Origin of the sequence: Lacibacterium aquatile, assembly GCF_042683105.1 — a bacterium.
Classification (GTDB): Bacteria; Pseudomonadota; Alphaproteobacteria; order Elsterales; family Elsteraceae; genus Lacibacterium; species Lacibacterium aquatile.
Map to the genome: position 1 here is coordinate 363,444 of NZ_JBHUIP010000012.1, position 12,105 is coordinate 375,548.

Annotated in this window: 12 protein-coding genes; 10 read left to right on the plus strand and 2 right to left on the minus strand. The window is 61.6% G+C overall.

The window, feature by feature from the left end:
* The first annotated feature begins 59 nt into the window (after positions 1-59).
* Genes ACFSM5_RS13310 through ACFSM5_RS13320 form a run of 3 tightly spaced genes read left to right on the plus strand, consistent with a single transcriptional unit; the run spans position 60 to position 2,723 of the window.
* Positions 60-929: an FkbM family methyltransferase gene (locus ACFSM5_RS13310; RefSeq protein WP_379876918.1), complete on the plus strand. Its 870-nt coding sequence runs from the start codon at positions 60-62 to the stop codon at positions 927-929.
* 17 nt (positions 930-946) lie between these two features.
* Positions 947-1,828, plus strand: a complete 882-nt coding sequence (locus tag ACFSM5_RS13315; protein ID WP_379876919.1) for an FkbM family methyltransferase — start codon at positions 947-949, stop codon at positions 1,826-1,828.
* A 10-nt stretch (positions 1,829-1,838) separates the two neighbouring features.
* Positions 1,839-2,723 carry an FkbM family methyltransferase gene (locus tag ACFSM5_RS13320; protein ID WP_379876920.1) on the plus strand — a complete coding sequence of 295 codons (885 nt, stop codon included), beginning with the start codon at positions 1,839-1,841 and terminating at the stop codon, positions 2,721-2,723.
* An 8-nt stretch (positions 2,724-2,731) separates the two neighbouring features.
* Here the strand turns inward: ACFSM5_RS13320 and ACFSM5_RS13325 are convergent, their stop codons facing one another.
* Complete coding sequence (locus ACFSM5_RS13325; RefSeq protein WP_379876921.1) at positions 2,732-3,313, minus strand: HutD/Ves family protein; 582 nt, start codon at positions 3,311-3,313, stop codon at positions 2,732-2,734.
* A gap of 105 nt (positions 3,314-3,418) precedes the next feature.
* On the opposite strand from ACFSM5_RS13325, the gene hutC reads away from it, so the two are divergent.
* The 7 genes from hutC to ACFSM5_RS13360 all read left to right on the plus strand — a co-directional run bounded on the left by hutC (position 3,419) and on the right by ACFSM5_RS13360 (position 11,267).
* Positions 3,419-4,171, plus strand: coding sequence for a histidine utilization repressor (gene hutC / locus ACFSM5_RS13330; protein WP_379876922.1), 753 nt, complete (start codon positions 3,419-3,421; stop codon positions 4,169-4,171).
* A 247-nt stretch (positions 4,172-4,418) separates the two neighbouring features.
* Positions 4,419-5,972: an ABC transporter substrate-binding protein gene (locus ACFSM5_RS13335; protein WP_379876923.1), complete on the plus strand. Its 1,554-nt coding sequence runs from the start codon at positions 4,419-4,421 to the stop codon at positions 5,970-5,972.
* 106 nt (positions 5,973-6,078) lie between these two features.
* Positions 6,079-7,056, plus strand: a complete 978-nt coding sequence (locus ACFSM5_RS13340; RefSeq protein ID WP_379876924.1) for an ABC transporter permease — start codon at positions 6,079-6,081, stop codon at positions 7,054-7,056.
* Positions 7,056-7,892 (plus strand): ABC transporter permease, encoded by an 837-nt coding sequence (locus ACFSM5_RS13345; protein WP_379876925.1) that lies wholly within the window; start codon positions 7,056-7,058, stop codon positions 7,890-7,892. The genes ACFSM5_RS13340 and ACFSM5_RS13345 overlap by 1 nt, the downstream gene beginning before the upstream one ends.
* Positions 7,892-8,863, plus strand: coding sequence for an ABC transporter ATP-binding protein (locus ACFSM5_RS13350; protein WP_379876926.1), 972 nt, complete (start codon positions 7,892-7,894; stop codon positions 8,861-8,863). The genes ACFSM5_RS13345 and ACFSM5_RS13350 overlap by 1 nt, the downstream gene beginning before the upstream one ends.
* Positions 8,860-9,792 (plus strand): ABC transporter ATP-binding protein, encoded by a 933-nt coding sequence (locus ACFSM5_RS13355; RefSeq protein WP_379876927.1) that lies wholly within the window; start codon positions 8,860-8,862, stop codon positions 9,790-9,792. The genes ACFSM5_RS13350 and ACFSM5_RS13355 overlap by 4 nt, the downstream gene beginning before the upstream one ends.
* On the plus strand, positions 9,789-11,267 hold the full coding sequence (locus tag ACFSM5_RS13360) for an aromatic amino acid lyase (protein ID WP_379876928.1): 1,479 nt from the start codon (positions 9,789-9,791) through the stop codon (positions 11,265-11,267). Before ACFSM5_RS13355 ends, ACFSM5_RS13360 begins: the two co-directional genes overlap by 4 nt.
* A gap of 57 nt (positions 11,268-11,324) precedes the next feature.
* On the opposite strand, the gene ACFSM5_RS13365 is transcribed toward ACFSM5_RS13360, so the two are convergent.
* Positions 11,325-12,044: a hypothetical protein gene (locus tag ACFSM5_RS13365; protein ID WP_379876929.1), complete on the minus strand. Its 720-nt coding sequence runs from the start codon at positions 12,042-12,044 to the stop codon at positions 11,325-11,327.
* Positions 12,045-12,105: the final 61 nt, after the last annotated feature.

A 12,105-nucleotide genomic window follows, 5' to 3' on the forward strand; every position in this document is an offset into this window, starting at 1 on the left:
TCCGCTTGTCCATTCTATGGGTAGAAGGAGATTCCATGAATTGACAGTCGGAGATGGCGATGAAGGAAGCAGATCTTTTTCTTGTGAGAGAACTGCTCTTCAATATCGACGCTTACGATAACAAGCATGTCGACAAAGCGGCCGCTTGGCTAAAAGAGCGCTTAGACGACCCTTCCCATAAGGGCGCGGCCCGATCCTATCTGGCGCTCCTGATGCGAGAAATGGGTCTGCGCCCCGGCAAGAACATGTTCGACATTGTCCGGGGCAATTATTACCACGTGCCCTACAACAGTCAGATAGCGAACTACGCCGAAATTTGTGAACAGCTATTCAGCTGCAAGAACAACGGCATTTTCTTTGAGACAGGCGCCTTTGATGGCGAAAGTTTCAGCAACACCTGCTTCCTTGCCGATATCGGCTGGCGCGGCGTTTATCTGGAACCAATCCAGGAGTTTTATGACCTTTGCCGTATCCGGCACAGGGTCAACCCCAATGTGTCTGTGCTGCAAGGAGCGGCGGGCGCGGACTTTGGCTCGATAGATATCCAGCTCGCCATGATGTCCTCTACAGCCAACCCGGCCATGTTCGCCGAAGTGGAAAAGATGGAATATGCTCGCCCTTACTTAAGCAATTCTGTTCGCAAGGCCTGGACATTCCCGCTGAATTTCATCTTCGAACAGGCCAAGCTGCCACAGCGGTTTGACCTTATGGTTCTTGATGTCGAAGGGTTTGAATATGAGGCCCTTGCCGGGCTGGACCTCAATTATTGGCAGCCCGACGTCGTTATTATCGAGCTTCTGGACCAGGAAGAAGGTTTCAGCGGTAACCCGGTCTTGCAGGAAAGCTGCGACCGGTGCCGAGAGAAACTGAACCCCTTCTACGAGGAATATATCTCCGACAAAGGCAACACCATCTACGTGCGCCGCTGATTTGGAAAGTTGAGGAAATGGGCAAAGGCTCGAACCAAAGCGATCTGTTCCTGCAGGAGGTCATTAACCTCATCGGCCTTTCGAAAGGCGATCTCAGGAACATCGCGGAATATTGGCTGACAGCTGCTATCGAGAAATTCCCAGAGGCGCTGGAAAAGCAGCCCGCGACCACTCTGCTTGCCCGCGAGCTGGGCCTTTGGGACACCAAGCATCTCGCCCCGACCATCGGCGATGGTTTCTATCAGCCACCCGCCAGTTGCCAGATCCCACCGCTGCCAGCGTTGCTGGAAAAGCATTTCGGCCGCAAGACCGATGGCATCTTCTTCGAAACGGGCGCCTTCGATGGTGAAACTTTTAGCAACACGTCCTTTCTGGCCGATCTGGGATGGCGAGGCGTCTATCTGGAGCCGATCCGCACCTATTTCGATTTCTGCCGCCTGCGCCATGCGGTCAACCCGAACGTCACCGTCCTACAAGGGGCTGCAGCCGCCGATTTCGGCACCCTGACGCTCGATATGGCCGCCATGTCGACAACGGCCGTGCCGGAGTTCCTGGCCGAGGCGCGCGACATGGACTACGTCAGCGACTATGTATCAGGTGAAAAACAGCAGGCTTGGTGCTTTCCGCTGAATTTTGTGCTCGAACAGCAGAAATTTCCCCAGGCTTTCGATCTGATGGTGCTCGACGTTGAAGGCTTTGAGTATGAAGCCTTAAAGGGCCTCGACCTCGACCATTGGCAACCGAAGATGATCATCATCGAGTTGTGCGATCGCCATCCGGAGTTCTCCAAGAACGCCACCCTGATGGAAACCGCCATGCGTTGCCGCGAGATCCTGTCGAAACATTACGTCGTGGACCATATCGACGAATCGAACACTGTTTACATCCGACGCACGTAAGATCACGCCGATGCTGGAGCTTTCAGCCGACAATTATAGCCTTACCCATATTCGCCGGTTGATCGCCGTCATGAAGCTGCGGGACGGAGGGGATCTCAAAAGCGCCCGCGAGGCAATGGATAGGCTGGTAACCGAAACGCCGGACCTTTTTAACGGGCTGCGTGCCGCGCGGGATCTGGCGCGTGAGTTGGGCTGGGTGATTGAGGAGCATTATCAGCCGGCAACAGAAGGGCGCTTCTATCGGCCGCCCTATAACTGTCAAATCCCCAATCTGTCGGTGATCTACGAACATCTCTTCGGTCAGAAGCGGGACGGCATCTTCTTTGAAACCGGGGCCTATGACGGCGATAGTTTCTCCAACACCAGCTTCCTGGCCGATCTGGGCTGGAGAGGTGTCTATCTGGAGCCGGTGCGGGAGTTCTTCGAGCTATGCCGCAACCGCCATCGGCATAACGCTGGCGTCACGGTGCTCCAGGGTGCAGCAGGCAAGGACTTCGGGCAACTGACCCTTGACCTGGCCATGATGTCGACAACCTCGGTGCCAGAGCTGCTGGAAGAAATTCGCATGCTCTATTACGCCCAGTCCCTCTTCGCAAACGAACGCCAGAGCGCCTGGCAGTTTCCGCTGAACTTTGTGCTGGAGCAGCAAAAATTCCCGCAGGTTTTCGACCTCCTCGTCCTTGATGTGGAGGGTAGCGAATATGACGCTTTGCTCGGTCTCGACCTCGACCGCTGGCAGCCCGGCGTCATTGTGATCGAGCTGCTGGACCGCCATCCCGACTTCGCCCGCAACGCCGCCCTGGTGGAGGTCGGCGTCAAGTGTCGCGAGTTGCTGGAGCAGCGCTATACCGAGATCTATTTCGATCCCGGCAATTCAATCTTCGTCCGAAGCTGAGACCGGCTCTAAACCAGCTCCTCGCGGATGATCTCGATCAGCGCAACGATACCGGCAGTGACCGAGAGCGCTGCCCCAGCGGACTGCACGGTATCGAGCATGGCAAGATCGTAAGCCCGGCCTGAGGCTGCAACCACTGTCCCATCCACAAGCGCCACGGCAAGATAGGTTGCATCGGCGGCCGGTGCGGCGTCGCCCGCCCGCAGCAGCCGCATCTCATGACGGGTCAGCCGCCGGTCGCAGATGATGTTGAGATCCTCGACCGGCCCAGCCATCGGACGCCCCTGGGTCGGCACGTCTCCGGGAAATGCCAAGGCTTCGTGAAGCGCCAGCACGGTCGGCACGCCCGCGACCGTCAGCTCCAGCCCCTCCCCCGACAGGACCAGCAGCGTGCGGTCGCTATGGGGAAATTCCGAGAAAGCCCCCGGCTCAGAGACAGTCGCTTGGCTGAGGCGCCAGGCGTATCCCAGCGCCCCGCGTTCGTCCGGTGCCAGGGCGATTTCCCGCGTCACGCCACCGCCATTGCGCCAAGGAACCAGCTTATGGTCATCGCGGCGGATCACACGGATATCGGCAGACGGGGCGCTCATGTTTTGTATCCTCTGATCGGGCTGCGGCATCGCGTGGCTGTAAAGACATGCCTAATCGGTTATAGAATGTCGGGGACGGTATCACCAGACAGCAGGTAGATGGGCGTGCAGGCATCCGAACGGACGAAGCCCCTGATCCTCGCGGAGGGCTCCTCGCCGATCTACAAGCGGCTGAAGGACGTCATCCAGGAGAATATCCGCAGCGGTCGCTGGGTTGCGGACGAGCAGATCCCGTCGGAAAACACCCTGGTCCGTGACCTCGGCATCAGCCGCATGACCATTCATCGCGCCCTGCGGGAACTGACTCAGGAAGGCGTACTGGTGCGCGTCCATGGCGTCGGCACCTTTGTTGCGGGCGCCAAGCGTCAGGCACCGATGATGGAAGTCCGCTCGATTGCCGAGGAGATTGGCGAGCGCGGCCATCGCCACTCTTGCGAAGTGATTCTTCATACCGAGGAAACCGCCAGCGAGGAGGTCGCCCTGCATTTCGGCGAACCGCTGGCGACCGTCTTCCACACCATCCTCGCCCATAGCGAAAACGGCGTGCCGGTGCAGATCGAGGATCGCTACGTCAATCCCAAGATCCTGCCCAATTATCTTGAGATCAACTTCAACCGCGAAACACCGCACCATTACCTGATGCGGCAGGCCCCCCTGTCCGAAGGCGAGCATATCGTCGAGGCGGTGCTGGCCAATACAGCGGAACGCAAACTACTGGATATAGAGCGGGGAGAACCCTGCCTGCGCGTCAACCGCCGCACCTGGTCGAACGGCAAAGTCGTCAGCACCGCGCGCCTGCTCTACCCAGGGTCGCGGTATCAGATCGGCGGCCGCTTCCTGCAGGGCGGCGGGGTCTAAGGTCGCCTATTTCCGCGTCCCATGCGGGAACATAAGAGTAACTTTATTACCCAAAATGACGATGGGTTTTATCGTCGTTGCGTAGCTTGTCTAAGCATGTATAGTTGGAACCACAAGAGGCTGGCGTTAAGCCACCCAGATGAATTCGGGCCCTTTCCGGCATCCTGATGCGCAGAAAAGAGCCCGTGGGGAATCAGGCGTTTATCGGCTTTAACATCGGCCCTGGGGGCCGAATGGGGGATTTCCAATGGCATTTCCGGTTACCCGTCGCGCGTTCCTGAAGACCAGCGGCCTATTGGCTGGTGCGGCTGCCCTGCCGTTCGGGGCAATGAATCCCGCCTTTGCTGCCCGCGAACGCATCACCCTGCGCATCGCCCGCGATTTCCAGAGCCTCGACCCGGCCAATCGCGTCAGCTACATCGAAGAAACCATCATCCGCGCCTGCACCCAGAAGCTGATCTCCTTCAAGAAGGGTCAGTTCGAATGGGAGCTTGATGCCGCAAAATCGATCGAGAAGGTTTCGCCGACCGAAATCACCTTCGAACTGAAGCCCGGCCAGAACTTCACCGGCGGCTATGGCGAAATGACCGCCGAAGACGTGAAATTCTCGTTCGAGCGTTTCCAGACCGCAGGCCCCAACGGCACCAAGTCCGAATATGCCTCCGACTGGGCTGCCCTGGATAAGGTCGAGGTTACCGGCAAATATACCGGCAAGATCCTGCTGAAGAACCCGGCCCCGTCGCTGTGGCTGACCACGCTGCCGGACGGTTCGGGCACCATCATCTCCAAGAAGGCTTTCGAGGCCCTGGGCGACAAGGTGAAGACCACCTTGATCGGCTCCGGTCCCTATCAGATCGCCGAATGGGTGCCGAACCAGAAGGTCGTGCTGCGCCTCAATCCGGAGTGGAAGGGTGCGAAGCCCAGCTTCAATGAAGTCGTGCTGCGTCCCATCGCCGACCCGAAGACCGCCGAACTGGCCTTCCGCTCGAACGAACTGGACTTCACGGTCATCGAACCGGCGTCGGCCAAGGAATTCGAGAAGATCCCCGGCACCAAGGTGATCAACCTCGATTCGATCAACTTCGTCTGGATCGGCCTCAACGTCGAAAAAGCCCCGCTGAACGACATCAAGGTCCGCGAGGCTATCCGCAAGGCCATCGATGTGGACGAGGTTGTGCTGGCCGCCTTCAACGGCGCGGTCAAGCCTGCCCGCTCCATCATTGCACCGGGCCTGCTGGGCTACTGGAAGGACGCGCCGGTCTATAAGCGCGACGTTGCCGGCGCCAAGAAGCTGCTGGCCGAAGCAGGCGTGAAGCCCGGCACCAAACTGAAGCTGACCTTGCTGAACCGTCCGGCCTATCAGACTGCCGGTGTCGTCATCCAGGCGATGCTGCAGGAAGTCGGCATCGATCTGCAGCTCGAAGTTCTGGACGGCGGCGCCTTCTGGTCCGTCGGCAAGGGCGAGAGCGGCAAGAACCTGGAACTCTCGCTCCAGCGTTTCGGCGGTAAGGCCGATCCGGCGTTCCACACCCAGTGGTTCGTCAAGGAACAGATCGGCGTCTGGAACTGGCAGCGCTGGGACAGCCCGACCTTCGACAAGATCTACACCGAAGCGGCCTCGACCGACGATACGGCAAAGCGCAACCAGCTCTACATCGACCTGCAGAAGGAAATGGACAAGTCGGCAGCCTATATCTGGCTGACCCACGAAGCCAACGTCTTCGCAACCAAGCAGTGGCTGGATCCGGCCATACTGCCAAACGGCGACGATCTGCAGTACGCACTCTACAAAGAAGTCTGATCCAAAGACGGTGGCCCGGCCTTCAAAGGCCGGGTCTAGAACACCGCAAGGGCTCCCCCGCGATTCATTGACATAATCGCGGGGGCTGGTCCGATCAGGAGGGTTCATGTCCGGTTTCTCGCCGGTGCTCCGACAATTCGTTGTTCGCCTAGGTGGCGGCGCGATGGTCGTGGCCGCCGCTATCGTTCTGCTATTTGCGCTGACCTTGCTGGTGCCGGGCAATCCTGCCGAGGTGCTGCTGGGGCCGCGTGCCTCTGCCGAAACGATTGCCGCTTTTTCTCAGCGCCTTGGCCTGGATCTGCCGCTGCATGAGCGCCTGCTGCGCTTCTTCGGTCAGATCCTGCGGGGCGACCTTGGCACCGATATCATCAGTGGCCGCCCGATCCTGGGCATGGTGCTGGATGTGCTGCCCTATACCATCGTCTTGACCTTCAGCTCGATGGGCGTTGCCATTCTGATTGGCCTGCCGCTCGGTTGTTACGCCGCGACCCATCCGGGCAGCCTGGGCGACAAGATCGGCGCCGTGGTGTCAGTCAGCTTCATCGCGATGCCGAATTTCGTCATTGCGATCTATCTGCTGCTGATCTTCTCCATCTGGCTCGACTGGCTGCCGGTGCTTGGCATCGGTAACAATCCCACCATCGGCGATCAGCTGCTGCGCCTCATCCTGCCGACGCTTTCGCTGGCCCTGACCTGGGTCGGCTATATCGCGCGTCTCGTGCGCTCCTCCCTGCTGGAAGTGCTCGGCGAGCCCTATATCCGGACCGCCCGCGCCTATGGCCAGCCAAGCCGCCGGATCATCTATAAATACGCCCTGAAGAACGCCGCGATCCCCACCGTGTCGATCCTCGGCATGGGCATCGGCCGGTTGCTGGGTGGCGCCATCTTCGCCGAGATCATCTTCGCGCGCCCCGGCCTCGGCACCCTGGTCTATGACGCGATCCAGTCGCGCAATTACCCCATCGTGCAGGCGGGCGTGCTGGTCGTGGTCGCGTTGTTCGTTCTGACGAATATCCTGGTCGATATGTCCTATGCCTGGATCGATCCCCGTATGCGCGGCGCCAAAAAGTCGGGCGGTGCATAATGGGAGAAATTCTAAAGAACGTCTGGCACCATCCCACCGGCCGTATCGGCCTGATCCTGGTGGTCCTGATCCTGATCATGGGGATCGCGCCGCAGTGGTTGGCGCCCTATTCCCCGACCAAACTGAGCGTCATGGAGCGCTTCGCCGCCCCGAGCTGGACCCATATCATGGGAACCGATCAGCTGGGCCGCGATCTCTTCTCACGCCTGCTCTATGGCACCCAGATCGCGCTCGTCGTCGCCCTGTCCACCATCGGCATCGCCCTCATCGCGGGTATCCTGCTGGGGGTGGCCGCCGCCTATGCGCCAGCCTGGATCGCCAAGATCATCCTGATGGCGTTCGATATCATCAACTCCTTCCCCAGCCTGATCTTCGCCCTCGCCATCGTCGCGCTGCTGGGGCCGGGGCTGGAGAAGGTGGTGCTGATCGTCGCCATCACCCTGATTCCCCATTTCGGCCGGGTGGCGCGGGCACAGACGTTATCCTTGAAGAATGCACCGTTCCTGGAAGCCGAGCGGGTGCTGGGGGCCGGGCGGATCCGTATCCTCTTCCATCACATCATCCCCAATATCATGGGGCCTCTGGTGGTGCTGGCGAGCATGGATATCCCGGTCGTCATCACCATCGAAGCCGGTCTGTCCTTCCTGGGTGTGGGCGTCCCACCGCCTGCCGCCAGTTGGGGAACTCTACTCAACGATGGCTATGTGAACCTCAGCCAGTCGGTCTGGCCGGTCGTGTTCTCCGGCCTGTTCCTCACCATCGCGACCCTGGCTTTCACCCTGTTCGGTGAAGCCTTGCGCGATGCCATCGACCCCAAGCTCAAAGGTCGTCACTGATGAGCGAAGCACCCCTTCTGTCCATCCGGTCGCTCGACGTCGATTTCCACACCCGCAGCGGCATCGCCCAGGTGTTGCGCGGGGTCGACCTCGATATTCCGCGCGGCGCCATCATGGGTGTCGTCGGCGAAAGCGGCAGCGGCAAGTCGACCCTGGCCTCCGCCATCATGCGTCTGCTGCCCGGTAACCTTGCGGCTTTGCGCGGCGAGATCCGCCTGGGCGACACCGATCTTCTGAAGCTGTCGGATGCCGAGATGGCGCGGGTGCGCGGGCAGCGGATCGCAATGATCTTCCAGGACCCGATGACCGCGCTCAATCCGGTCTTCACCATCGGGACCCAGCTTGCCGACGCCCAGCGCGGCCGCTGGCCAAAAGCCTCCAAGCGGGAACTGCTGGAGCGTGCGGTCGACATGATGGCCAAGGTCGGCATCCCCGACCCCAAGCGACGCCTGACGCAATATCCGCACGAGTTTTCGGGCGGCATGCGTCAGCGCATCATGATCGCGATGGCCTTGCTGACCGAACCCGAATTGCTGATCGCGGACGAGCCCACCACGGCCCTGGACGTCACCATCGAAGCCCAGATCGTGAAGCTGTTCGAGGAAGTGCGGGAGATCTTCTCCGGCTCCATGCTCTTCATCTCCCATTCGCTGGCCGTCGTCTCATCCCTTTGCGACAGCGTTGCCGTCATGTACGCGGGCCGCCCGGCGGAGGTTGCGCCGAGCACGCGCCTGTTCGAGCATCCAGCCCATCCCTATACCGCCGCCCTGCTGGCCTGCGAGGTTGGGTCCGAGGCCGAACGCCACGCCCCCCTGCGCTCGATCCCCGGACAGGTGCCGAGCGTGATCAACGTTCCCAACGCCTGCATCTATGCCGACCGCTGCGAGCGGGCCATCGAGACCTGCCGGTCTGGCGTGCCACTGTTCCGTGAAATCGAACCCGGCCATCGTGCCGCCTGTGTGCTGGCATGAGCGCGCTGATCGAGATCCGCGATCTCGACGTTACCTTTGGCTCGGTCCGGGCCGTCGAAGGGGTCAGCTTCAATGTCCGTGCCGGGACTACCTTGGGCCTTGTGGGCGAAAGCGGGTCCGGCAAGACCACGATCAGCAAGGTCGTGCTGGGCCTGCAGGAACCCAGCGCCGGGTCCGTCCTCTATGACGGACGCGATGTGCAGAAGCTGCAACGCGCCGACAAGGGCTGGTTCCGCCGTCAGACCCAGATGATTTTCCAGGACCCCGCCTCCTCCCTGTCGCCGCGCATGACGATCCGCAAGGCGCTGGAGGAACCGCTGAAGATCCATGACCTGCCGCTGAAGCAACATTGGCCCAGGGTCGAGGAACTGATGCGCGCCATCGGCCTGCGTCCCGATCATCTGGAGAAATATCCCCACCAGCTCTCAGGCGGTCAGGCCCGGCGTGTCGGCATCGCCCGCGCCCTGATCCTGGAGCCCAAACTGGTGGTGGCGGACGAGCCGACTGCGGGTCTCGACGTCTCGATCCAGGGTGATCTGCTGAACCTGATGGACGAGTTGCAGACACGCCTGTCGCTCACCTATCTGATGGTCAGCCATAATCTCAATGTCGTGCGCACCGTGACAGACGATGTGGCGGTGCTGTACCTTGGCCGTCTTGTCGAAACGGGTTCGACAAAATCGATCTTCGCGGCCCCGGCCCATCCCTATACGCGGGCTTTGCTGGCCGCCAATCCGGAGATCGATCCGCACCGGACCCGCAAACATGAAGTTCTGGAAGGCGACGTGCCCAGCCCCTACAACCGCCCCTCCGGCTGCCAGTTCCGCACCCGCTGCCCGATGGTGCAGGAGCGCTGCAAGACCGATAATCCGGCGCTCGCCGCTTTAAGCGATGGGCGCACGGTCGCCTGCCATTTCCCGCTGGCATGAGCGTTACCCTCCATGGCCCAGAAAGCCTGACGCCGGAAGTCTATGAGGCGGTCGTCTATGGCGGCGCCCAGGTCGAGATCACCGAAGATGCCCTCGCTCGCGTCACCCTGCACCGGGTGCGCTTCATGTCGCATCTGGCGACCGGCGTCGTCTGTTATGGCGTGAATACGGGTCTTGGCGCCCTCTCCAAGACCGATCTGTCGGACGAAGATATAGCCGCCCTGCCCCGCCAGATCCTGCTGGGGCGCGCGGTCGCCTTCGGGCCACCGATGCCGGGGGAAGTCGCACGCGGCGCGATGCTGATCAAGCTCTCCCAGTTCCTGTCCGGTGCCACCGCCGTCACCCCCGCGCTCTGCGGGCGGCTGGTGTTGGCTCTCAACGACGGCATGACCCCTTATATCCCGGCCGAAGGGCATGGCATGGCGGGCGAGATCGTGCCGCTGACCCATCTGGCCCAGACGCTGCTGGGTGAAGGCCGCATTTTAGAGGGTGGAGTTGCAGTCTCCGCCGCCAGCTGGCTGCGCGCCAAGGGCCATCCCCTCTATGATCCGCGCCCCAAAGAAGGCATCGCGCTGATCAATGGGATCGCGGTCGCCCCTGCCCTCGCCTACCACCATCTGCGCGGCCTACGCCGTCTGTGGGACCGCCTGACTCTGGTGGCCAGCGCCGCTATCGAAGGGCTTGCCGCGCCGCTGGAGCCCTATGATCCCGCCGTCGCCCTGCTGCGCCCCGAGCCCGGCATGGAGGAGGTGGCAGCCGCCATTCTTGCCGCCGTCAAAGGCTCTGCCATCACGCGGCAGAAGCGGCAGGCGCCGGTCTCCTTCCGCGTCATCCCTCAGATCCATGGCAGCCTGCTTCTGGCACTCGATACGCTGGAAGCGGCGATCCTGACCGAGATGCAGGCGGTGGGTGATAATCCGGCGTTTGTGCTGGGGCGCATCCCGTCCGAGGATCGCTTGCTCCACTGCGGGAACTTCCATGGCGCCGCCATGACCGCCGCTATCGAAGCCACAGCTTTGGCTCTGGCCCAGGCGGCCCTGCTGTCGGAACGGCGGCTGCAACGGCTGCTCGATGCCCGCTATACAGGGCTTTCGCCGCAACTGGCCCTGAAGCCGGGGCTGGATGCCGGGATGGTCGCGATCCATAAGGCCGCCCTCGCCTTCGCCGCCCAGGTCAAGGCGCAGAGCGTGCCGCCCAGCCTGATGCATGCCGATAGTTCGTTCGGGCAGGAAGATGCCATGACGATGGCCATCCCGGCCCTGGACCGGCTGGTGTCGCTGATGGGCCTGACCGACAGGCTGCTGGCCTGCGAGCTCTATACCGCCCTCGCCGCCATCGACCAGCGGGGGGAGACGCCGGGCGCCCAGGTCGAGGCTTTACGGGCAGAGGTGCGGAAGTTCATCCCGGCCTATGCGGGTGATCGCAGCTATGGCACCGAGATCGAAGCGCTGATGGAGTTTCTGGGGCGGGCGTGACTCTAACTGCCGTCATCCTCGGACTTGATCCGAGGATGACAAGTTTTATGGGACCCCCTACCCCCCTCCCGCCGCCAGATTAGTCTCAACCGTCACCACAATGGTCGGCGCCAGATCGCGCAGATCGGCAGGCAGGCGCACCTGCACCTGGATGAGGTTCATATTCTCGTTCGGCAGCAGCACCGCCGCACCCAGGATCGGATCGGCGGATTTGACAATGCGCCCGGCGGTGCCCTGGCCGACCTCATTTCCCGGCGTGATGAATTCGACAATCGTATCGCTGCGCCGGTTCAGCCTGTCCTTGGGATAGGGGCCGGTCGGCAGCGTCACCTTCAGACCCTCGGCCTCCGAGGCTGCCGCCGCCGACTTCACAAAATCTGCCGCCACCGGAAAAAGCCGCGCCGCGACCTCGGCCACATCGATCCGCCCGGCGGCGGTGCCAGGAGTGCGCGACACCTGCACCACCGGCCCAGACACTTGCGTGCCGAAAGGATCTTTGATGGGCGTCGGCGTCACCAGCAGGATCGCCCCGTTCGACCCATTCAGTCCAAAGCAGGACCAGCCACGCGGCGCCAGCACCCCGACGTTGGTGGTGGCGTAATAAGCGAGCTTCTCCACCATCTCGGCCGGGACGTCAGGCAGGTTTGCCATGGCCGATGGCCCATCGATGGGTCCCGTCTGCCCATCGGCCGGGCATCCGACGAAGGGGAGTTTGGACTGTGCTGCAGCCGGCAGGGCCAGCAAGGCAGAGGCGAGGATAAGGGGAGGCAGTTTCATGACACCGGTTCCTGCGTTTCCTACCCTTCAGAGGATTCCGCATCACTGCGGCAGCTATAAG

What these genes read in the sequence shown, in the direction of transcription:
- ACFSM5_RS13310 (WP_379876918.1), top strand. Translation starts at nt 60, where the DNA reads ATGAAGGAAGCAGATCTTTTTCTTGTGAGAGAACTGCTCTTCAATATC.
- ACFSM5_RS13315 (WP_379876919.1), top strand. Translation starts at nt 947, where the DNA reads ATGGGCAAAGGCTCGAACCAAAGCGATCTGTTCCTGCAGGAGGTCATT.
- ACFSM5_RS13320 (WP_379876920.1), top strand. Translation starts at nt 1,839, where the DNA reads ATGCTGGAGCTTTCAGCCGACAATTATAGCCTTACCCATATTCGCCGG.
- ACFSM5_RS13325 (WP_379876921.1), bottom strand. Translation starts at nt 3,313, where the DNA reads ATGAGCGCCCCGTCTGCCGATATCCGTGTGATCCGCCGCGATGACCAT.
- ACFSM5_RS13335 (WP_379876923.1), top strand. Translation starts at nt 4,419, where the DNA reads ATGGCATTTCCGGTTACCCGTCGCGCGTTCCTGAAGACCAGCGGCCTA.
- ACFSM5_RS13340 (WP_379876924.1), top strand. Translation starts at nt 6,079, where the DNA reads ATGTCCGGTTTCTCGCCGGTGCTCCGACAATTCGTTGTTCGCCTAGGT.
- ACFSM5_RS13345 (WP_379876925.1), top strand. Translation starts at nt 7,056, where the DNA reads ATGGGAGAAATTCTAAAGAACGTCTGGCACCATCCCACCGGCCGTATC.
- ACFSM5_RS13350 (WP_379876926.1), top strand. Translation starts at nt 7,892, where the DNA reads ATGAGCGAAGCACCCCTTCTGTCCATCCGGTCGCTCGACGTCGATTTC.
- ACFSM5_RS13355 (WP_379876927.1), top strand. Translation starts at nt 8,860, where the DNA reads ATGAGCGCGCTGATCGAGATCCGCGATCTCGACGTTACCTTTGGCTCG.
- ACFSM5_RS13360 (WP_379876928.1), top strand. Translation starts at nt 9,789, where the DNA reads ATGAGCGTTACCCTCCATGGCCCAGAAAGCCTGACGCCGGAAGTCTAT.
- ACFSM5_RS13365 (WP_379876929.1), bottom strand. Translation starts at nt 12,044, where the DNA reads ATGAAACTGCCTCCCCTTATCCTCGCCTCTGCCTTGCTGGCCCTGCCG.